18 protein-coding genes, 4 tRNA genes and 1 pseudogene are annotated in these 22,117 nt (G+C 42.2%); 5 read left to right on the top strand and 18 right to left on the bottom strand.

The features are described 5' to 3' along the window. Window positions 1–82: 82 nt before the first annotated feature. Window positions 83–778, bottom strand: a complete 696-nt coding sequence (locus tag C4S61_RS03180) for a protein kinase domain-containing protein (protein ID WP_103923347.1) — start codon at window positions 776–778, stop codon at window positions 83–85. 312 nt (window positions 779–1,090) lie between these two features. On the opposite strand from C4S61_RS03180, the gene C4S61_RS03175 reads away from it, so the two are divergent. Beyond that, window positions 1,091–2,293 (top strand): DUF4221 family protein, encoded by a 1,203-nt coding sequence (locus tag C4S61_RS03175; protein ID WP_160111198.1) that lies wholly within the window; start codon window positions 1,091–1,093, stop codon window positions 2,291–2,293. Window positions 2,294–2,309: 16 nt separating this feature from the next. Continuing rightward, window positions 2,310–2,687 (top strand): hypothetical protein, encoded by a 378-nt coding sequence (locus C4S61_RS03170; RefSeq protein ID WP_146064334.1) that lies wholly within the window; start codon window positions 2,310–2,312, stop codon window positions 2,685–2,687. Between the two features lie 128 nt (window positions 2,688–2,815). Here the strand turns inward: C4S61_RS03170 and C4S61_RS03165 are convergent, their stop codons facing one another. The 15 genes from C4S61_RS03165 to C4S61_RS03095 form a co-directional block, all read right to left on the bottom strand. Beyond that, window positions 2,816–3,130: a DUF3467 domain-containing protein gene (locus tag C4S61_RS03165; protein WP_103923344.1), complete on the bottom strand. Its 315-nt coding sequence runs from the start codon at window positions 3,128–3,130 to the stop codon at window positions 2,816–2,818. 67 nt (window positions 3,131–3,197) lie between these two features. Further along, on the bottom strand, window positions 3,198–7,511 hold the full coding sequence (rpoC, locus tag C4S61_RS03160; RefSeq protein WP_103923343.1) for a DNA-directed RNA polymerase subunit beta': 4,314 nt from the start codon (window positions 7,509–7,511) through the stop codon (window positions 3,198–3,200). A 47-nt stretch (window positions 7,512–7,558) separates the two neighbouring features. Then, on the bottom strand, window positions 7,559–11,434 hold the full coding sequence (gene rpoB, locus C4S61_RS03155) for a DNA-directed RNA polymerase subunit beta (RefSeq protein ID WP_103923342.1): 3,876 nt from the start codon (window positions 11,432–11,434) through the stop codon (window positions 7,559–7,561). Between the two features lie 156 nt (window positions 11,435–11,590). Then, entirely contained in the window at window positions 11,591–11,974 is a 384-nt protein-coding gene (gene rplL / locus C4S61_RS03150; RefSeq protein ID WP_103923341.1) for a 50S ribosomal protein L7/L12, read from the bottom strand. A gap of 41 nt (window positions 11,975–12,015) precedes the next feature. Next, entirely contained in the window at window positions 12,016–12,558 is a 543-nt protein-coding gene (rplJ, locus tag C4S61_RS03145; protein WP_103923340.1) for a 50S ribosomal protein L10, read from the bottom strand. 2 nt (window positions 12,559–12,560) lie between these two features. Next, complete coding sequence (rplA, locus tag C4S61_RS03140) at window positions 12,561–13,259, bottom strand: 50S ribosomal protein L1 (protein ID WP_103923339.1); 699 nt, start codon at window positions 13,257–13,259, stop codon at window positions 12,561–12,563. Window positions 13,260–13,269: 10 nt separating this feature from the next. Further along, window positions 13,270–13,713: a 50S ribosomal protein L11 gene (gene rplK / locus C4S61_RS03135; protein ID WP_103923338.1), complete on the bottom strand. Its 444-nt coding sequence runs from the start codon at window positions 13,711–13,713 to the stop codon at window positions 13,270–13,272. A 3-nt stretch (window positions 13,714–13,716) separates the two neighbouring features. Beyond that, window positions 13,717–14,274 carry a transcription termination/antitermination protein NusG gene (nusG, locus tag C4S61_RS03130; RefSeq protein ID WP_103923337.1) on the bottom strand — a complete coding sequence of 186 codons (558 nt, stop codon included), beginning with the start codon at window positions 14,272–14,274 and terminating at the stop codon, window positions 13,717–13,719. Between the two features lie 13 nt (window positions 14,275–14,287). Continuing rightward, a complete protein-coding gene (gene secE, locus C4S61_RS03125; protein WP_008203051.1) occupies window positions 14,288–14,476 on the bottom strand; it encodes a preprotein translocase subunit SecE in 189 nt (62 codons plus the stop codon). A 17-nt stretch (window positions 14,477–14,493) separates the two neighbouring features. After that, window positions 14,494–14,564, bottom strand: a tRNA-Trp gene (locus tag C4S61_RS03120). Window positions 14,565–14,675: 111 nt separating this feature from the next. Next, window positions 14,676–15,863: an elongation factor Tu gene (gene tuf / locus C4S61_RS03115; protein ID WP_103923336.1), complete on the bottom strand. Its 1,188-nt coding sequence runs from the start codon at window positions 15,861–15,863 to the stop codon at window positions 14,676–14,678. 59 nt (window positions 15,864–15,922) lie between these two features. Further along, window positions 15,923–15,994 (bottom strand) — tRNA-Thr (locus C4S61_RS03110). 33 nt (window positions 15,995–16,027) lie between these two features. Further along, a tRNA-Gly gene (locus C4S61_RS03105) sits at window positions 16,028–16,100 on the bottom strand. 72 nt (window positions 16,101–16,172) lie between these two features. After that, window positions 16,173–16,255, bottom strand: a tRNA-Tyr gene (locus C4S61_RS03100). A 154-nt stretch (window positions 16,256–16,409) separates the two neighbouring features. Continuing rightward, complete coding sequence (locus tag C4S61_RS03095) at window positions 16,410–19,025, bottom strand: M1 family metallopeptidase (RefSeq protein WP_103923451.1); 2,616 nt, start codon at window positions 19,023–19,025, stop codon at window positions 16,410–16,412. 72 nt (window positions 19,026–19,097) lie between these two features. Between C4S61_RS03095 and C4S61_RS03090 the strand changes: the two genes are divergently transcribed. Next, on the top strand, window positions 19,098–19,592 hold the full coding sequence (locus C4S61_RS03090) for an acetyl-CoA carboxylase biotin carboxyl carrier protein subunit (protein ID WP_103923335.1): 495 nt from the start codon (window positions 19,098–19,100) through the stop codon (window positions 19,590–19,592). 8 nt (window positions 19,593–19,600) lie between these two features. Here the strand turns inward: C4S61_RS03090 and C4S61_RS03085 are convergent, their stop codons facing one another. Together C4S61_RS03085 and C4S61_RS22240 are read right to left on the bottom strand one after the other, a co-directional pair. Then, window positions 19,601–19,867 carry a hypothetical protein gene (locus tag C4S61_RS03085; protein WP_146064333.1) on the bottom strand — a complete coding sequence of 89 codons (267 nt, stop codon included), beginning with the start codon at window positions 19,865–19,867 and terminating at the stop codon, window positions 19,601–19,603. Next, a pseudogene (locus C4S61_RS22240) lies at window positions 19,848–20,441 on the bottom strand (SDR family NAD(P)-dependent oxidoreductase). Before C4S61_RS22240 ends, C4S61_RS03085 begins: the two are co-directional and overlap by 20 nt. A gap of 202 nt (window positions 20,442–20,643) precedes the next feature. On the opposite strand from C4S61_RS22240, the gene pyrH reads away from it, so the two are divergent. Further along, a complete protein-coding gene (gene pyrH / locus C4S61_RS03070) occupies window positions 20,644–21,357 on the top strand; it encodes a UMP kinase (RefSeq protein ID WP_103923331.1) in 714 nt (237 codons plus the stop codon). Between the two features lie 8 nt (window positions 21,358–21,365). Further along, window positions 21,366–21,926, top strand: a complete 561-nt coding sequence (frr, locus tag C4S61_RS03065; RefSeq protein ID WP_103923330.1) for a ribosome recycling factor — start codon at window positions 21,366–21,368, stop codon at window positions 21,924–21,926. The last annotated feature ends 191 nt before the right edge of the window (window positions 21,927–22,117 follow it).

Below are 22,117 nucleotides of genomic sequence, written 5' to 3'. Positions count from 1 at the left end.
TTTAGTTTTCCTGTAAACTGTTAAATTTTGGACTGCAAAGGTAAAGAAAGTAATAAGAGTAACAAAATTAAGTAGTTATATTTTATGAGGGAAAATCAAGCCATTCTATTAATTCTAAAGCAGAAGGTCTGTTTTTAAGGTCAGGCTCTAGACAAGCTTCAATTAAAGTACTATAAGGCGCAGGAATATCTTGGACTTTAAAAGTTTGAAAAGAGTAATTTTTAATATTCTCTCTAATTTGTTCAAAAGTAAAAGTATCCCTATGACCAAATGGGTAATCCCCTGTGAAAATCCTAAAAAGCATCACGCCAAAAGACCAAACATCGACTCTTTCATCGATTATTCCTTTCAAATAGCACTCAGGAGCCATAATCTCCGGGGTATAAAATCCTTGCAAAGAAAACTTGCTTGGGATTGGGCGGGCCGTATCTAGATCTCCGAGCTTAACTATCAGCTGATCATGTTCTTTGGCAAGCAAAACATTTGAAAGCTTTAAATCCCCATGGACAAATCCTCGTGAGTGGAGATAGGCCAATCCACTTAGGAGGTCATTGATCATCAGATTGACGAACTCACTATCCACATCTCTCTTGTCCAGGATCTCTCTCAAAGAATAAAATTCGCAAAACTCCAACTCAAGCAAGCACCACTCGTCAGTCCATTGAAAGGAGATTACTTTCATCAGGTTTCTATGGGAAAAAGTCAACATTTTCTGACAAAATTCCCTAGATACAGAATGGGTTTGAGTTAAGTCAATTTTTTTCTGAAAACTTTTCATTTTTTTCGACTAAAAATTTTGAAAAGAAATCTGTTTTTTTTTCCTTTAAAAAACAATCAAAATCAACCAGTTATGAAAAAAACTCAAAATTTCCCCAAAAGTTAGTCCTTGCATTAGGCGCGTCTGCGCTGACGGTAGCTACAGGCTTTGTGATGGCACCTCATAGCCAATCCGAATCTACCAAGTATTCAATCCTTCAGAATTACCAAAATTCGGATATGAAAGAAGTAAGCATTACAAATTGTATTATCGCAGGCACAAGATGCTTCATTATGCCAACTGTTACTATTAAGACATAAGGATACTTATCTTGTGAAAAAAAAACTAAGTCTTCTCCCCACAATTTTAATTCTTGGACTACTTTCTTGTGAAAAAAATACAATTACAAATCAAGAGGCTTGGAAACTTGTACAGGGAGAAGACCTACTTCTAAATTTAGATCATCGCACTGCTCCCAATGAAAATTACTATCAATACGTAGAAAACTTCCATGGATCAGAGTCAATGGTTTTTCATGTCCGTAAAGATCATTCTTTTAAGATATATGACCTACAATCAGGACAGCTAAAAGAGGAGATCAACTATCCTGTCAATGGACCTGGGGCCCTTCCTTCGGTCTATGGCTTTTATATTCACAACGAGGACAGCATTTTTCTCAGCCAACAATATCATTACCGAGTTCTTTTGACTAACGGAAACCTTGAAGTAGTAGATCAGTTGAACCTAATACCTGAAGGAATCAAATTTAATAGCTCCGGTTATTTACCAGAGGAAAGCCATATAGTTCAGTCTACCAATTTTTCAAGCCGTTTTTTACCTTTTATCAATAACGGAAATTTTATTTTTCCAAGTCTTTATGTTGGTTATGCTGATCGAACAGATTATACTATCAAGGGACGCATTTACACAGATTATGACTTAAGCAACAAAGAATTCCATTACAGATTACCCTTCCCAAAGTCTATGCAAGAAAAACTCTGGGGGGGAATGTTAATATTGAATTATGGTTGTTATAACCCCAAAACAAAAAAAATTGTTACCAGTTACTCAGGTTTTGAATACATCTCAGTCACCAGTCCTTCATTTAATGATACAGTCAAATATTTCAAAGCTACTTCTGAAAAATTCCAGGAAATCAGGCCAGCTCCAAAACCCTACGAAGTAGTAGAAGAGGAAATCGATCACTACATGAACGTCCCTACTTTCGGGGGGATCTATTATGATAAGTTCAGAGATGTCTATTATAGAATCGGAAAATTTCCGAAACCTGAAGGGTATGACGGTTTCAAAAGTGACTACCTCGACCCAATGGCCAATCCTAGGGATTGGGCGATTATCGTTTTAGATAAGGATTTTAAAAAACTGACGGAATATACACTCAAACAACCGAAAGACGGGATTTATTTCGAAAATTGTTTTGTAAACAAATATGGATTTTATGTGGCTTACGTGGATTATTCAAAAGAAGACAAATTGGTTTTCAAAGGTTTTGTTTTGGAAGAGAACCAAAATTAAGCTCCTATTTTATGCCATGTTATTTACCCTGATTGCTTGTTCCCAAATAAGGAATGAAGACGAAGAATTAGTTGAATATATAGCAAAAATAACAGCCTCTAAAAGCCCGGAAGGCAACTTTATAATTCTTGCAGACAATGGTTGTTCCGGATGTAGAAAAATAGTCCAACAATATTCTCTCTCTCATCCCCAGGAAGAATTTGAAACAACTTTGATCATTCGAGATATTAAGACTTTGGATATGGTCAAGGATGATTTTTGGGACTTTTCTGGCAAATTATTCATTGATAGCCTCCGAGTTTATGAAAAGACAGATCTAAATCTTCCTCCTGCTATCAGTTTTAGTATACAAAATGGCAAAATTAAGCCTTTACCTCTAGATTTGGACATTTAAAAATTGATAATAATATTCTACAATCTGATACTCTTATATTTTATAGAATCAGGATATCATATTCAAAAAAAGTCCTGTGAGGACATTACACAGGACTTTGCTGATTTATGAAATCTAGTTATATTTTATCAAGCTTCCCCTGGCGTCCCAAAGCTTATGGGGAATTGTGGTGCTCCACCCGATTGGTTGATCTTCCCAAAAGCGGCTTCATATTTTTCAATATTGTCTTTCAATGCCGCAAGCAATCTTTTGGCATGATCCGGGGTCACAATGATTCTGGACTTCACTTTTGCCTTAGGCACTCCAGGCATCAATCGGATAAAATCGATCACGAATTCAGAATTGGAGTGAGCGATCATTGCCAAATTGGAATAAACTCCCTCGGCGACTTCTTCGGATAGCTCTACATTGATCTGCTGATCAGGTCTTTTATTGTCTTCCATATTATTTTAGAATTAAAAAAAGGCCTGTATGATTAGTACAGGCCTTTTGATTGATATACTAATGCTACTAAAGGATAGCTTCGCTTGATCTTTTGGAGGTAGTTCGCTCCATGTTTTCAGAAAGCTTATCGTATTCCTCCTGAGAACCAACGATCAAGTTACGCAATCTACGCTGACCGGTACCTGCTGGGATCAAGTGACCTACGATCACGTTCTCCTTCAAGCCCAATAGCTCATCCCGCTTACCTCTGATCGCTGCTTCGGAAAGCACCTTGGTAGTTTCCTGGAAGGAAGCCGCAGAAATGAATGATTCAGTACCCAAAGAAGCTGCCGTGATACCTTGCAAGGTAGGCTTGGAAACCGCAGTCTCCGCATCTCTTACTTGTACCAGCTTCAGATCTTTACGCTTCAAGCTTGAATTCTCATCTCTCAATCTTCTTGCAGAGATGATCATACCTGGCTTCAAAGTAGAAGAATCCCCGGCATCCATTACCACCTTCTTGTCCAAGATATTGTCATTTTCCTCACGGAACGCCCACTTATCCACGATTTGATTCTGCAGGAACCCTGTATCGCCAGCATCCAGAATTTCTACTTTCTGCATCATTTGGGTTACGATTACCTCGATGTGCTTATCGTTGATCTTCACACCCTGAAGTCTGTAAACTTCCTGGATTTCATTGACCAAATATTCCTGAACAGCAGTTGGTCCTTTGATGGAAAGGATGTCGTTTGGAGTGATAGCTCCGTCAGACAATGGCTCACCCGCACGGATGAAGTCATTTTCCTGAACCAGGATGTGCTTAGAAAGCGATACCATGTATTTCTTGATCACACCATCTTTTGATTCGATGATGATCTCTCTGTTACCACGCTTGATACCACCGTAAGTTACCACACCGTCGATTTCAGATACCACAGCCGGGTTGGATGGGTTTCTGGCTTCGAACAATTCTGTAACCCGTGGAAGACCACCGGTAATATCTCTCGTCTTACCAACAGATCTTGGGATTTTCACCAGGATTTGTCCTGACTTCACTTTTTCACCAGCTTCTACAGCAAGGTGAGCTCCTACCGGGATGTTGTATGACTTAGAATCTTCACCATAGTTTACCACGATGGCAGGGTTCTTTGTTCTATCCTTAGTTTCGATAATTACTTTCTCACGGAAACCAGTCTGATCATCGGCTACTTCCTTGTAGGTAATGCCTTCAACCACTGCTTCGAATTCGATTTTTCCATCAAATTCAGAAAGAATTACCGCGTTGTATGGATCCCAAGAACAAAGGGAATATCCTTTGCTTACCTTTTGTCCGTCCTTCACATTCAACATCGCACCATAAGGAACGTGGTTAGAAACCAACGTTTTTCCGGTTTTGACATCGTTGATCTTGATTTCACCAGAACGTCCCATGACCATGGTCACTGCTTCGCCGTCTTTGTTTGTCGTTTCGATGTATCTCAATTCCTCATCGAATTCGATTACACCATCAAACTTTGCAGGGATGGAAGCATCTACTGCCATGTTGGAAGCTGTACCACCTACGTGGAAGGTTCTCAAGGTAAGCTGAGTACCTGGTTCACCGATTGACTGTGCTGCAATTACACCCACAGATTCACCAGCCTGTACCATATTACCGGTAGCCAAGTTTCTTCCGTAGCATTTTGCACAAGTACCTCTTCGGGTTTCGCAGGTCAATACAGATCTGATTTCTACTTCTTCGATGGCAGATTGATCCACTAGTTTAGCAATGTCATCTCCAATTTCGATACCTGCAGGAATAATCAATTTATCCGTGATCGGATCATATACATCGTGGACAGATACACGACCCAAGATTCTCTCAGAAAGTGGCTCAACGATTTCCTCGTTATCTTTCAAAGGCTGAACAACCAGCCCTCTCAAGGAACCGCAATCCTCTTCGGTCACAATCATATCTTGAGCAACATCCACCAAACGACGGGTCAAATAACCTGCATCGGCAGTTTTCAAGGCTGTATCCGCAAGACCTTTTCTCGCACCGTGAGTTGAGATGAAGTACTCCAATACATCCAGACCTTCTTTGAAGTTAGAAAGGATTGGGTTTTCGATGATTTCACCTACAGAGCCCTGAAGGTTTTTCTGAGGCTTAGCCATCAGACCTCTCATACCACCCAACTGACGGATTTGTTCTCTAGAACCCCGGGCTCCTGAGTGCATCATCATGTAGATGGCATTGAATCCTTGGTTATCCTCCTCCATCTGCTTCATTAGAATATTAGTCAAATGGGAGTTGGTACGAGTCCAGATATCAATAACCTGGTTGTATCGTTCGTTATCCGTGATCAGACCCATGAGGTAGTTGTTCCATACTTGATCTACTTCCTCTTTCGCCTTGGCGATCATCGGAACTTTCTCATCGGGAATAATTACGTCATTCAATCCCATGGATAGACCGCCTTGGTAGGCCATTTGGAATCCTAGTTGCTTGATGTCATCCAAGAATTGTCCGGTACGGGAGATCCCACAAACTTTCACCACCTCAGCGATAATCTCCTGGAGTTTTTTCTTGGTCAAGAGTTCGTTGACATAGCCTACCTCTTCGGGGACGAATTGGTTGAAGATCAGACGACCTGCTACAGTATCGATGATTTTATCAGCGATTACGCCCTGAGCATCTTTCACTTTTACCTTGCACTTGATATTGGCGTGCTTGGAAATTTTGCCTTCATTCAAGGCTATAATTACTTCTTCCAGGCTATAGAAAGTCATGCCCTCACCGGCTATGATTTCGTCAGGGGTTGATTTTTTGCCTTTGGTCACATAATATAATCCTAGAACCATGTCTTGAGAAGGTACCGTGATCGGTGCTCCGTTGGCAGGGTTGAGGATGTTATGTGATGAAAGCATCAAAGTCGAAGCTTCCAAGATTGCCTCATGTCCCAGTGGAACGTGAACCGCCATCTGATCACCGTCAAAATCGGCGTTGAATGCAGTACATACCAATGGGTGTAGTTGGATTGCTTTTCCTTCGATCAATTTTGGTTGGAACGCCTGGATACCCAGTCTGTGAAGCGTTGGAGCACGGTTCAAAAGAACAGGGTGTCCTTTCAATACGTTTTCCAAAATATCCCAAACTACAGGATCTTTACGGTCGACAATTTTCTTGGCAGATTTTACTGTCTTTACAATACCTCTTTCGATCAGTTTTCGGATGATAAACGGCTTGAAAAGCTCTGCTGCCATATTTTTAGGAAGACCGCACTCGTGAAGCTTTAACTCTGGACCTACGACGATCACAGATCGACCGGAGTAATCCACACGCTTACCGAGCAGGTTTTGACGGAAACGACCTTGCTTACCTTTCAACATGTCAGAAAGAGACTTCAAGGCACGGTTTCCATCGGATCTTACCGCATTTACTTTTCTGGAGTTATCAAAAAGTGAATCCACAGCTTCCTGCAACATTCGCTTTTCGTTTCTCAAGATTACTTCCGGAGCTTTGATATCGATCAATCGCTTCAGACGGTTATTTCTGATGATTACTCTTCTATAAAGGTCATTCAAATCGGAAGTCGCAAAACGCCCGCCATCCAAAGGAACCAATGGGCGCAATTCCGGTGGAATCACAGGAACCATACGAACCACCATCCACTCAGGACGATTTTCGATACGAGTTCTTGAATCACGGAATGCTTCTACCACTTTCAGACGCTTCAAAGCTTCAGCTTTACGCTGCTGTGAAGTATCTGTAGCTGCCTGGTGGCGGAGAGAATAAGAAAGATCATCAAGATCCAATCTTGCCAACAACATTTCAAGTGCTTCAGCACCCATTTTGGCAATAAACTTATTCGGATCAGCATCATCAAGGGCATGGTTTTCTTTAGGAAGCTTGTCCATGATGTCCAAGTATTCATCCTCAGTCAAGAAATCCAGGTATTGAACTCCTTCTTCAGCTTTGATACCAGGCTGTACTACAGCGTAACGCTCATAGTAAATAATCTGGTCAAGCTTTTTGGTAGGAAGCCCAAGAAGATATCCAATTTTGTTTGGAAGGGATTTGAAGTACCAGATATGTGCTACAGGAACTACCAATTCGATATGTCCCATGCGCTCACGACGCACTTTTTTCTCTGTCACTTCTACGCCGCAACGGTCGCAGATAATGCCCTTGTATCTGATTCGCTTGTATTTTCCACAATGACATTCCCAGTCCTTCACCGGACCAAAGATTCGCTCACAGAACAATCCGCCCATTTCAGGCTTGTAGGTTCTGTAGTTGATTGTCTCCGGTTGGGTTACTTCACCGTTTGAACTGTCCAGAATAGATTCTGGAGAGGCCAAGCTGATCGTAACTCTGGAAAAATCGTTGTTGAGTTTTTTATTTTTTCTAAACGACATAGTTTTTTGAGATATGTTAAGGGCAATTGCTCGCCCTATGAGCCGAATTAATCTAAGGTGATTTCAAGAGCCAAACCTCTCAACTCATGAACCAATACATTGAATGATTCAGGAATGTTTGGTTTAGGAAGGTTTTCACCCTTCACAATTGCTTCGTAAGCTTTCGCTCTACCGATTACGTCATCAGACTTCACGGTCAGAATCTCTTGGAGAACGTGTGATGCACCGAATGCCTCCAGCGCCCAAACTTCCATTTCTCCAAAACGCTGACCACCAAACTGCGCCTTACCACCCAGCGGCTGCTGAGTAATGAGTGAGTATGGACCGATAGAACGCGCGTGCATCTTGTCATCGACCAAGTGACCCAATTTCAGCATATAGGCTACACCTACTGTTACCGGCTGATCAAATCTGTTACCAGATAGGCCATCGTAGAGGTAAGTTCTGCCATAAGCCGGAACACCCGCAACTTCCAATTCCGCAGATACTTCCTCCAGGGTTGCACCGTCAAAAATCGGAGTTGCATATTTCTTACCCATTCGCTGTCCGGCCCAAGCCAAGACCGTTTCAAAGATCTGCCCGATGTTCATTCGAGAAGGTACCCCAAGTGGATTCAACACGATGTCCATGGGTGTTCCATCCTCTAGGAATGGCATGTCTTCATCTCTTACGATACGAGCAACGATACCTTTATTACCGTGACGACCTGCCATTTTATCACCCACTTTAAGCTTACGCTTTTTAGCGATGTACACTTTAGCAAGCTTCACAATACCGGCAGGCAATTCATCCCCTACTTCAAGTGTAAATCTATCACGCTTGAATAGACCGGAAATTTCGTTTCGCGAATTGGTATAATTTTTCACCAATTTCACAATCAATGAATTGGTATGTGGATCATCAGTCCAGTCATCCAAAATGATGTCTGAAATCAAGTTTGCTTCCTCAGGCACATTGTAGTTAGACTCATCTCTGTAAGGGTTCTTAGTAGGGAAAAGATTGTTCTCAATGTTCTTTAGATTGAACTTGGTGCCTTTGGTGATGATTTCATCTCCAAACTTATGACGAACACCCAGGGAAGTTTTGCCATCTAGGATTGTCGCCAACTTGCTGATCATTCTGGCTCTGATTCCCAATAGGTCCTTCGAATATTTAGCCTTAAGTTTTTCAACTTCAGCTTTGGATTTAGCCCGAACGTCTTTATCCTTTTTAGGTCTGGAGAAAAGCTTGGTTTCGATCACCACCCCATTCAATGAAGGCGATGCCTTCAAGGATGCATCTTTCACGTCACCGGCTTTGTCACCAAAGATCGCTCTCAACAGCTTCTCTTCAGGGGTTGGATCTGTCTCACCTTTAGGAGTGATTTTACCGATGATGATATCACCTTCTTTAACTTCAGCTCCGATTCGGATGATTCCATCCTCATCCAAGTGCTTCACAGCTTCTTCGGATACGTTCGGGATTTCAGAAGTCAATTCTTCTTCACCACGCTTAGTATCACGAACTTCCAATTGGAATTCTTCCACGTGAATGGAAGTAAAGATATCCTCACGAACTACACGCTCAGAAATTACGATCGCATCTTCGAAGTTATATCCTTGCCAAGGCATGTAAGCGACTTTTAGGTTTTTACCCAAAGACAACTCCCCATTGTTGGTAGAATAGCCTTCTACAAGAACCTGACCTTTCAATACTTTTTCCCCCTTCAACACCAATGGCGTAAGGTTGATGGTAGTATCTTGGTTAGTTCTTCTGAACTTAATCAGTTCATAAGTTTTATATTCATTTGTAAAATTCACCAAAAGTTCATCCGAAGTCAGATCATACTTGATGGTGATTTTCTTGGCATCGACATATTCCACAACCCCATTTGCTTCAGCAATGATGAGGGCTCTGGAATCAATGGCAGCTTTTGCTTCCAAGCCGGTACCTACAATTGGAGCTTCAGCCTTCAGCAAAGGAACTGCCTGACGTTGCATGTTAGATCCCATCAAGGCTCTGTTTGCATCATCATGCTCCAAGAATGGAATCAAGGAAGCAGCTACAGATACAATCTGGTTTGGTGCCACATCCATGTAAGTAATTTCACTCGGTTCAAGCACCGGGAAATCTCCTTCGAATCTTGCTTTAACCTTCTCATTGATGAATTTGCCAGCATCATCAAGCGGAGCATTTGCCTGAGCGATGTTATGGTTATCTTCTTCTTCGGCAGTAAGGAACACGATGTCTTCTGCTTTCATTCCTACTTTACCTTCAGCTACTTTTCTGTAAGGAGTCTCCAAGAAGCCCATGGAATTCACTTTTGCATGAACGCAAAGTGAGGAAATCAAACCAATGTTTGGACCTTCGGGAGTTTCGATGGTACACAGACGGCCGTAGTGCGTATAGTGAACGTCACGAACCTCAAAACCTGCCCGTTCTCTGGAAAGACCTCCCGGACCCAAAGCTGAAAGTCTTCTCTTGTGAGTCAACTCCGCCAGGGGGTTAGTCTGGTCCATGAACTGGGAGAGTTGGTTGGTACCAAAGAAGGAGTTGATCACCGATGAAAGTGTACGTGCATTGATCAAATCGACTGGCTTGAAGTCTTCATTGTCCCGCACGTTCATCCGTTCACGGATTGTTCTGGCCATTCTAGCCAAACCAACTCCAAACTGGCTATACAATTGTTCACCAACCGTTCTCACCCGTCTGTTTGACAAGTGATCAATATCATCGACTACAGCCTTGGAGTTGATCAAACCGATCAGGTATTTCACGATGGAAATAATATCCTGCTTGGTCAAAACGATCTTCTCAGGTTCGATATCGAGTCCTAGCTTTTTGTTAATTCTATATCGACCTACTTCGCCCAGATCATAACGCTTGTCTGAGAAGAATAAGCTCTGAATTACTTCACGAGCTGTAGCTTCATCAGGAGCTTCGGTATTTCTAAGCTGACGATAGATAACTTCCACCGCCTCTTTTTCAGAGTTGGAATTATCTTTTTGTAACGTATTATAGATGATTGAGAAATCAGCCACATTCACATCCTCTCTATGGAGAATGATGGATTTGGAACCTGAATCCAAAATCATTTCAATATCTTCTTCGGTTAAAACGGAATCCCGCTCGAGGAGAACTTCATTTCTGTCAATGGACACTACCTCACCGGTATCCTCATCCACGAAATCTTCCACCCAAGTTCTCAACACCCTTGCCGCTAATTTACGACCGCCTACTTTTTTCAATGCAGCCTTTGTTGCAGCTACTTCCTCAGAAAGTCCAAATAGATCCAGAATATCTTTATCAGAGCCATAACCTATAGCTCTTAAAAGTGTGGTAACGGGGAATTTTTTCTTACGGTCAATGTATGCATACATGACATTGTTAATGTCGGTAGCAAATTCAATCCAAGAACCTTTGAAAGGAATAATCCGGGCAGAGTATAACTTGGTTCCATTGGTGTGCTTGCTTTGGGCAAAGAACACTCCCGGAGAACGGTGCAATTGGGAAACAATAACCCGCTCGGCTCCATTGATTACAAAGGATCCTTTCGCGGTCATGTAGGGAAGATTTCCAAGAAACACTTCTTGCTCGATGGTTTCGAAATCCTCATTGTCCTCATCATGGCAAAGCAATCTCAATTTTGCTTTCAGTGGTACAGAATAGGTCAGCCCTCTGTCGATGCACTCATCCACACTGTACTTAGGCGGGTCTACTGCATAGTCGATGAACTCCAAAGTGAAATTTTCTCTGGAATCGCTGATAGGAAAGTTTTCTGCGAAAACTTTGAACAACCCATCAGCCCGTCTCTTTTCTGCGGGAGTATCCAACTGAAAAAAGTCCTTGAAAGACTGCAGTTGAATATCGAGAAAGTCGGGATAGTCTTTGACCACCTTAATGGAGGAGAAACTTTTCCTTTCGGTTTGATTCTTGATAGTCAAGGTAGTGTATAGTTTATGGTGAAATTTAATATCGGAAAGTGACAATAATCACTTGGAATAATGCAATTATTAACCTGAGCATAAACAGGAAAAGACCTGACTGAGAAAGTCAGGTCTTGGGGCTAATTTCGAACCTAGTGGCGCGAAATCAGCAAATTATTTGATCTCTACTTCAGCACCAGCCTCTTCAAGAGACTTTTTCAACGCTTCAGCTTCGTCCTTAGCGATTCCTTCTTTTAGGGCTTTAGGCGCGCTGTCTACAAGATCTTTAGCTTCTTTTAATCCTAGACCGGTCAATTCTTTAACCAATTTCACTACTGCAAGCTTGGAAGCTCCCGCTGCTTTCAGGATTACGTCGAAGGAAGTTTTTTCTTCTTCAACAGCAACCTCACCGGCACTAGTTCCACCACTAGCTACCATTACAGCGCCAGCCGCAGCAGGCTCGATGCCATACTGATCCTTAAGGATGTCTGTTAATTCTTTAACTTCTTTTACAGTCAAGTTTACCAACTGTTCTGCAAGTTGTGTAAGATCTGCCATTGTATTATTTATTTAATTGTTTTTTGAATGATTTGTTAAGATTATTTTGATTCCCGTTCAGCAAGTGTCTTAAGAACTCCAGTAATGTTGTTCTGTCCAGACTGCAATGCAGAAACGAGATTCTTAGCAGGAGACTGAAGTAATCCGATCAGATCACCCAGCAATTCTTGCTTAGACTTGAGGTTAGACAATAATTCAAGGTTGTTCTCGCCCAAAAATACATCTGAATCGATACCTGCACCTTTGAATACCGGTCTAGTCTCTTTTTTACCTTGTTTCTTTCTGAAATCCAGCAATACTTTTGCCGGAAGGTTACTAGTCTCTTTTGAGAAAATAATTCCAGAGAAACCTTTCAATGCACCACCCGCTAATTTTGAGTAGTCTGCATCCAGATTTTCAAGCGCTTTTGCGATCAGTGTATTTTTGTAAACTTTATACTCTACACCTTTTTCGTAACAAGTTCTTCTGAATGCGTTCACTTGTGCCACAGAGAATCCGGAGGCATCAGTGATGTAGAAGAAAGGGTTTTCCTTTAGTTTCTCAGTAAGACTGTCGATTATTACTTTCTTTTCGTCTCTAGTCATGATTAAATACCTTGAATGCTACCCTTGTCTACAGCGATACCCGGAGACATTGTGCTCGACAAATGAATACTTTTGAAATATGTACCTTTAGATGAAGTTGGCTTCAGCTTAGAGATAGTCATGATAAGTTCTTTCACGTTTTCCTCGATTTGCTCGGGAGAGAAAGACACTTTACCAACACCGGCATGGACAATTCCAAACTTATCAACCTTGAAGTCGATTTTACCAGCTTTTACTTCTTTTACCGCTTTAGCCACATCGAGGGTAACTGTTCCTGATTTAGGATTTGGCATCAAGCCACGAGGACCTAATACTCTACCTAACCTACCTACCTTAGCCATTACGTTTGGCATGGTGATAATGACATCAATGTCAGTCCAACCGCCTTCGATTTTGGCTATGTAATCGTCCAAACCTACGTAATCTGCACCTGCTTCAGTTGCTTCTGCTACTTTATCAGGAGTACAAAGCACCAATACTTTGATGTCTTTGCCAGTACCGTGAGGAAGTGCTACTACACCTCTTACCATTTGATCTGCTTTCCTTGGATCAACGCCCAAACGGACGTCTACATCCACGGATGCATCAAACTTAGTCATAGTAATTTCCTTTACCAGTGAAGAAGCTGCCTCCAGGGAGTACACTTGGCTTGCGTCGTACTTAGAAAGAGCTTCTTTTTGCTTTTTTGTTAACTTAGCCATTGTTTTTTATTTATACTTCCCAAGGGGCTTTACCAGATACTGTGATACCCATGCTTCGTGCAGTTCCAGCTACCATTTTCATGGCAGACTCTACTTTGAAAGCATTAAGGTCAGGCATTTTCGTCTCAGCAATCACTTTTACCTGATCCCAGGTAACAGATCCTACTTTCTTTCTATTTGGTTCAGCTGAACCGCCTTTGAGTTTTGCGGCTTCCAACAGCAGATTAGCTGCCGGAGGAGTTTTTACCACGAATTCAAAAGACTTGTCAGAAAAAACCGTAATCAGTACCGGTAGCACAGTACCCATTTTGTCTTGGGTTCGCGCATTGAACTGCTTACAGAACTCCATAATGTTCAAACCCTTGGAACCAAGAGCTGGACCTACTGGAGGCGACGGATTAGCCTGGCCACCTTTCACCTGCAGTTTTACATAACCAGTGATTTCCTTAGCCATTGCTTAGTCTTGTTTTTCTACTTGTATAAAATTTAATTCAACAGGAGTATTTCGGCCGAAGATCTTAACCATAACATTAAGCTTCTTCTTCTCCTCAAATATCTCCTCAATTGTCCCGGTAAATCCACTGAAGGGGCCGTCCATTACTTTTACGGGCTCTCCAACTATAAATGGTGTGTCCTGCTTCTCTGCAAACTCATCAATCTCTTCAACCTTACCTAAAATACGGTTGATTTCTGATTGCCGTAATGGTTCAGGGGTTTTGGAAGCTCCCCCCTGGTTTGATCCAAGAAACCCGATGACACCCGGAATGCTGGTTATTACGTGATTGGCTTCACCATTGGAAAGATCTGCGTTGACTAAAACATAGCCCGGAAAGAAGTTTCTTTCTCGGACACGCTTTTTGCCATTTCGCATTTCATATATTTTCTCAGAAGGAATGAGCACTTCAGGAATAAACTCCTCGATCTTTTGTCTCTGGATTTCATTGTCCAGATAGGTCTTGGTTTTCTTTTCCTGTCCCGCTACTACTCTGAGTACATACCACTTATGTTCAGCCATTCTGTAATGTCAATTAGAATAAATCATAAAACCATGTCATGATGTTCTCAAATCCCAAATCCACCACACCGATAAACAATGCGAAGATGAGTGATGCTACCAACACCAATACGGCACTATTTTGAAGAAATGAATACTTAGGCCAAGTGACCTTGTTTTTCATCTCGTCGTATGACTCCAGGACAAAGTTTTTCAGATTCATAGTCTACTTACTTACTGCACGGGCAGAGAGATTCGAACTCCCATCAACGGTTTTGGAGACCGCTATTCTACCATTGAACTATGCCCGTGTGATTGAACGCTCCGCAAATGGGAATGCAAAATTAGGAATAATGTCTTTAGAAACAAATGCGATCCCAAATTAATTTGGGATCGCATCGTTTACTGGAAAATAAGTAGTATTAGTCTAGAATTTCGGTAACCTGACCGGCACCTACTGTTCTACCACCTTCTCTGATTGCGAATCGAAGACCTTTTTCCAATGCAACTGCATTAAGAAGAGTTACTTCGATGGTAACGTTATCACCTGGCATCACCATTTCAACGTTCTCAGGAAGTTTGATCTCTCCAGTTACGTCAGTAGTTCTAAGGTAAAACTGAGGTCTGTATTTGTTGAAGAATGGAGTATGACGTCCACCTTCTTCTTTTGACAGCACGTAAACTTCTGCTTTGAAGTGAGCGTGTGGCTTCACAGATCCTGGCTTACAGATGATCATTCCTCGCTTGATCTGAGATTTTTCAATACCTCTAAGCAATAGACCAACATTGTCACCAGCTTCACCTCTATCCAGGATTTTACGGAACATCTCCACACCGGTAACTGTAGACTTCAAGCCTTCAGCACCCATACCGATGATATCTACTGGTTCGCCAGAGTTGATTATACCTCTTTCGATTCTACCTGTAGCCACAGTACCACGGCCAGTGATCGAGAATACGTCTTCTACTGGCATCAAGAAGTCTTTGTCAACAAGACGAGCAGGAATCGGAATAAATGTATCTACTGCATTCATCAATTCCAGAACAGTTTCAACCCACTTCTCTTCGCCGTTTAAGGCTCCAAGTGCAGATCCAGCAATTACCGGAATGTTGTCACCGTCAAAATCATAGAATGAAAGAAGTTCTCTGATCTCCATTTCCACAAGCTCAAGAAGCTCAGGATCGTCAACCATGTCAACTTTGTTCATAAACACTACCAGTTGAGGTACACCTACCTGACGAGCCAAAAGGATGTGCTCTCTGGTCTGTGGCATAGGTCCGTCAGTTGCTGCTACTACAAGAATAGCACCGTCCATCTGGGCAGCACCAGTAACCATGTTTTTAACGTAGTCAGCGTGACCAGGACAATCCACGTGTGCGTAGTGTCTGTTTTCAGTTTGATATTCTACGTGGGAAGTATTGATAGTAATACCTCTTTCTTTCTCTTCAGGAGCGTTATCTATTGAAGAGAAATCTCTCAATTCAGAAAGACCTTTTTTAGCCAATACGGTAGTGATGGCGGCAGTCAGGGTTGTTTTGCCATGGTCTACGTGTCCAATCGTACCGATGTTAACGTGCGGCTTGGAACGGTCGAAGGTTGCTTTTGCCATGCGTGAAAATCCTCAGTTTAAGTTTAAAGTTATGTTTAGATAATAATTCTCTGTAATTGAGCCAACGACGGGAATTGAACCCGTGACCCCTTCCTTACCAAGGAAGTACTCTACCCCTGAGCTACGTCGGCTTTTGCCCTTTGATTTCCCGAAGGAAATGAAAGAGCGGGAGACGAGGCTCGAACCCGCGACCTGCAGCTTGGAAGGCTGCCGCTCTACCAACTGAGCTACTCCCGCTTGTAACCGGCGCACCGGATTTTTTAAAGCCCTGCAAAACTAGAAAAAAAATTTCGCATTCGGGCAATCACGTGGGGGAAACAGGATTCGAACCTGTGAAGACATAAGTCAACGGATTTACAGTCCGTCCCAGTTGGCCGCTTTGGTATTCCCCCAACTACGCTAAAATTGGCTGGATTTGACTCCTTGCTATCTTAACGGATGGCAAAATTATAGCCTTTTGTCAAAGTATCAAAGGATGAATCTTAAAATTGATGACTTTTTCACAGCTATTAATTCAATGTTTTAAAAATCAACCGGTTAATTTTTTCAGTTGAGTGTTTCGAGGAAATAATTGTAATAGTTTTTGAGATTTTGATCGGTTTCTCGGGAGGCTACTTCATTTAATTTTTGAATTACTCTTTCATCATCAGCAAATCCCAAGAGCGCTTGAAACGCTCCCATCCGAAGATAACTCTTGGGATCATTCTCCATCAGGCCCATCAACCTATTTATCGCCTGGTCTTTTCCCTCCTCCGGAAATCGTGAAAAATACTCTGCAAAATATCCCAAGAAAAAATAAAGCCCCTCTCCGGAGAGTTGAGCCAATCGATCCATAAACCATTGACCTTTGCCAGTCACTTCCTGTTGTATGTAGTATTCCGCCACCGGTATTGAAATTCTGAAGTTTCCTTCCTTTTCAAAACGCCCTATGATTGCCGGGTCCACGGGGCTTTCGGTTGCACTAACCAATCCCATCAAAGCCGAACTAGCAATTAAATAGGATGAATCATTGGCCAAACGGAGAAATGTTGGCTGATATCTTTCAGGATCCCAAGTTGCCAAAAGATCGAGTGCAGCGGCTCTTACCGTGTTTTTTGGGTCATTTTCAGCCAGTTCATAGACCGTCTCCTCCAATCCATCTACTTGTTCTCTCCATTCCGGATCATTCTGTAGAAAGCCCAAGACATTTTCGCGAACGGACCAAAATGAGTCCTTCAAAGCCATTGGCAAAATTTCCAGAAGTTGGTCTTTAGCTTCTCTTGCAACCAAACTATCCAATGCTTCATATCGGGCGACTCCTAACTTTGATTCCTTAAACTGAATTGCAAATTGATCAGCACTCATTTCCTGGGTTCTTCGAGCCAGGAGATTTTTTCCTTCATCTATATAAACTTGAGTGACTGGAGTTCCATTTTCCAAGGCGAGTTGCTGAAAAGCTTGAGTCATCCTCATTGTTTTGGACTTCCTTATACCGCCTTCATACCAACTTACTTCAATTGGCAGTTGATACAAAGGAGTATTTTCTAAATCCTGAACTTGAAAAGCGGAGATCAGAATATTTTCCGGTTGAGAATAATCTACTTCGAAAAAGAGCTCAGGATGACCTTTGTCCAAAAACCATTGATTGAAAAACCAATTCAAATCCTCTCCGCTTACCTGTTCCAAGGCTAGCCTTAGATCATGAACTTCCACCGATTGAAATGCATGCTTTGTCAGGTATAGTTTCAGCCCTTCGAAAAATGCGGTGTCGCTCAGATGCTTTCTCAACATATGAAGAATGACTCCACCCTTGTTGTAGCTGTGCGAATCAAACATATCTTCTGATTCGACATAATCAAATCGAATCAAATCAACCTGCTTGGTTTCAGATTCGGCAAAATAACCCTCCATTTCTGACACCAACTTCAACGCCGCTTGATCTTCTCCGTACTTATGCTCATTCCAGAGATACTCGCTGTAGTTTGCAAAGGCTTCATTAAGTGTCAAGTTTGCCCAGGATTCTGTGGTGACCAAGTCGCCAAACCACTGGTGAAAAAGCTCATGTGCGATGATGTAATCCCATTCTGAATCGATCGCCTCCCGCTCATTCAATCTCAAATCTTCATAAAATATAGAAGCTGTGGTATTTTCCATCGCTCCCGAGACGAAATCCTGCACCACGATCTGATCATACTTTGGCCAAGGGTAGTTTACTCCCAATTTTTCTTCGAAAAAGCCGATCATTTCCGGCGTGTTTTCAAATACCTTTGCTGCTCCTTTTTCAAAGCCTTTTTCTACATAATATCCAAGCGGAATATCTCGCCACTTCGCCTCCACTTTCCCAAAATCACCGATCGCAATTGCAGCTAAATACGGCGCATGTGGCAAATTCATTTCCCAATAATCCTTCCGAAATCCATTCCCTAGTTGTTCCTGCTTGATCAATTCTCCGTTGCTGATGGAGACCAAGGAATCAGGCACAGTCAATTTGAAAAGATGTGTGTGCCGCTCGTTTGGTTTGTCAATCGTCGGAAACCATTTGCTGTTATGCTCGGTCTCTCCCTGAGTCCAAATCATCGTTGGTTTACCGGGAATGGTGTCCAAAGGATCGATAAAGTATAGGCCTTTGTTATCAGTAATGGCCTCACTTCCTTCTCCGGAGTTCCGTTCTGGAAATGCCGTGTAATTTATTTCAACTTCAAGCGTGTCCTTTGACGTGAACACGCTCGGTAGATAGATTTTGAGCTGTTTTTCATCATAGCGATAATTGAGTTTACGCTGTTCTTCCTCCTGTATGAGATAAATCGCCCCGACCTCAAAGTCTTTGGCATCCAAGACCAACTCGTTTTGTGGGTAAAAATAAGGAACCAATTTCAGCCTCGCCTTTCCGAATACAGCCTGCCTTGCCCAATCAAAGGCCAAATCCAAATCGGTGTGCAACAAATCGAAATCCCGCCTGGCGCTGGCTTTATAGCCTGATATCTTTGCTTCTTTTTCCTGGATCAAGCGCAAAACCCGCCGTTTTTCAACTTCAGCTAAACTATCGGTATCAGTAGAAGGGGTAACTTGTACCCTATCCTGTACAATATTCTTCTCAGATTTACAGGAAGAAGTAATTAAAAGCCCGATTGCAAAACTTAAAATCAAACTGTTCTTCAAAATTTTCTTTGGCTTCAAATTCATTTCGATCATATTTGGAAAATCTCAAGGAGTCCATATCTCCGTTAGATGTATATTCATCCCAAAATAGCAGGAATGTTTTCAGTAATCCTTCAAGACAGCACCCATTCAGTAGAAAAAACAGCCGATTCGATCCATGTCAATCAAAATCCTATCGCTTGGGATTTGAAATGGATAGATGACCGAACCCTACACCTTATCCGAGGACATCAATCGTTGGAAGCAGAAATGCTTTCCTTTGACAGGGAAACTAAAACCATCCAAATTCGACTTGGATACAAAACTGCTACCCTTCAGCTAAAGGATCGTTTCGACCTTTTGCTGGAACAAATGGGTATGAATGCAGTCGGTTCGGGCCTCCTCAAAAACATCAAGGCCCCAATGCCTGGATTGATTCTCGATCTCAAAGTAAAGTCTGGTGATGCAGTCAAGAAAGGGGACGTGGTATTGATCCTGGAAGCGATGAAAATGGAAAACATCATCAAATCTCCCGGAGATGGTGTGGTCAAGGAAGTGAAAGTATCCCTGAAGCAAAGTGTGGAAAAGAATCAGGTTTTGATTCAGTTTTAACAGGTTGGCTATTGTCTCTTTTGCCCTCTGAAAAATATTCTCTGGAGTTTTTTGATTCGCTGTAGCGGATTGGATCGAATCAGTTTTTTCATCAATCCCGGAAAAAACCGGTTTAGCCCGATGGTATATCGCTTTGTTCCGCCGACCACAAACTCTTCTTTTCCTTTTTCCGGGCCTTCCAAAATTCCCCTCGCACGGGTCCAAGGATCCATACCTTCAGCCAAAGCATTCTGCATTTTCCCATTTTGACTTCCGTCACCCCGCAGTCCCGCCACGGTAATATTTGTCCGAACAAATCCCGGAATGACTAGATGGACAACCAATCCAGATCCAAACATCTCTTGCCCGCAAAGAATCAAAATAACCTTGAATGGCATGCTTAGAGGCAGAATAGGTTGCGAGTTTTGGAACTCCGTATTTACCGCTCAGACTGGAGGTCACCACGAGATGAAGGGGCACATTGCTGTCTCTCTTTTTCAATAAGGCTTTGGTGATCGCAACCGGCCCCCAAAAATTAATATCCATGATTCTCCGCTCGACTTCAAGTTTGCTTTCTAACGCCAAGTCTCTGACTGACACTCCTGCATTCAAAAAGACGTAATCCAAGCCATTGAAAATCCGCTATGCGTCTTGCGTTTTGACAAAAAGGGTGGAAAGTAGTTCCACATCGACTGGGAGAACTTGGATTTCCGCGGTTGCCAGGTTTTTTTCTAGTTCATGGAGTTTCGCTTCGCTCCGGGCAGGAATAATGAGTTTAGCTCCCTTTTCTGCTAAAAGTTGCACTAAACCCGCTCCGATTCCTGAAGAAGCGCCGATAATCCACACCCTTTTTTGCGTCCAAAATCCCATAGCATCAAGTCATTAGCTCCACTCAAGTAAGTTACAGTTTTCCATTTTTAGATTTGGCCCTAGCATTGTGAGTTGAAGAAATTATATTTGTCGGATTGCTCAGACTTTTCGGGGTCGATTCGATCACAATTTGACAGCTAAATCCAATTAGATTTCGGGCATTTATCCGGAATAAACTTTAGAAATCAACCTCGTATAAAAAATGAAATACAAGCGCATTCTACTCAAACTCAGTGGAGAAGCCCTGATGGGTGAAAAAAACTACGGCATTGATCCTTCACGTCTTCAGCAATATGCTGATGAAATCAAAAAGGTGAAAGAAATGGGAGTGGAGATAGCGATCGTGATAGGTGGCGGTAATATTTTTAGGGGAGTCCAGGCTGAGAAATCCGGTATCGATCGAGTGCAGGGTGACTACATGGGAATGCTCGCCACGCTGATCAATGCGATGGCTTTACAAAGTGCTTTGGAGCAAAACGGCATGTTTACCCGATTGATGTCTGGCATCAAAATCGAAAGTGTATGTGAGCCATTCATCCGAAGAAGAGCAATTCGCCACTTGGAAAAAGGCAGAATTGTTATTTTTGGTGCCGGAATCGGGAATCCATATTTTACCACAGATTCCACAGCAGCACTACGTGCAATTGAAATTGAAGGTGATGTCGTACTGAAAGGCACCCGGGTAGATGGAGTTTATACAGCTGATCCAGAGAAGGATCCAACTGCCACGAAATATGAGCAAATCACCTTTAGCGAGGTCTATGAGAAAAACCTCAACGTGATGGATATGACGGCCTTTACCCTATGCCAGGAAAACAACCTGCCAATTATCGTTTTTGACATGAACAAGGCCGGTAACCTGAGCAAACTCGTACTTGGAGAACAAATAGGAACATTGATCACTGATAAATCCTGAATTAAATCATGGAAGAAATCGAGTTATTCTTAGACGAAGCAAAAGAACTGATGCAAAAAGCAGTGGATCACACTGCAGCTGAATTGCTAAAAATCCGGGCAGGTAAGGCCATGCCCAATATGCTGGACGGAGTGATGGTGATGTACTATGGCTCACCCACCCCGATCAACCAAGTTGCCTCTGTGACTACTCCGGATGCACGAACTTTGGCTATCAAACCTTTCGAAAGAAACCTGATTCAGGAAATCGAAAAGGGAATCATCAATTCTGACCTTGGACTAGCTCCGCAAAACAACGGTGAATCCATTATGCTGACCATCCCTGCACTGACCGAAGAGCGTCGAATCAATCTCGTGAAACAGTCCAAACAAGAATGCGAATCAGGGAAAATCTCAATCCGAAGTGTCAGAAAAGAGACGAATGAATCGCTTCGAAAACTTCAAAAAGACGGAGCTCCGGAGGACGCCATCAAACGTGCTGAAGATCAGGTACAGAAACTAACCGATCAGTATTCTGCTAAAATCGATGAACTTCTGCTGAAGAAAGAAGCAGATATTATGAAGGTCTGAGTTGGAATAAACCTTCTAAAAAAGCCTTACAAAATCAATTTTGTAAGGCTTTTTTGTGTTTTAACATTAAGGGAATGGAGAAAATTAAGATCCCAATTTAATGCTTAGTTTCAAAAGCATCTATACCCATTTAAATAATTTGTATCGCAAAAGCAGAATCTTAATGACCTTAATTTCTCAATGGTTAAATT

The organism is Algoriphagus boritolerans DSM 17298 = JCM 18970 (assembly GCF_900108085.1).
GTDB lineage: Bacteria > Bacteroidota > Bacteroidia > Cytophagales > Cyclobacteriaceae > Algoriphagus > Algoriphagus boritolerans.
This window is presented reverse-complemented; position numbering and strand designations above follow the sequence as displayed.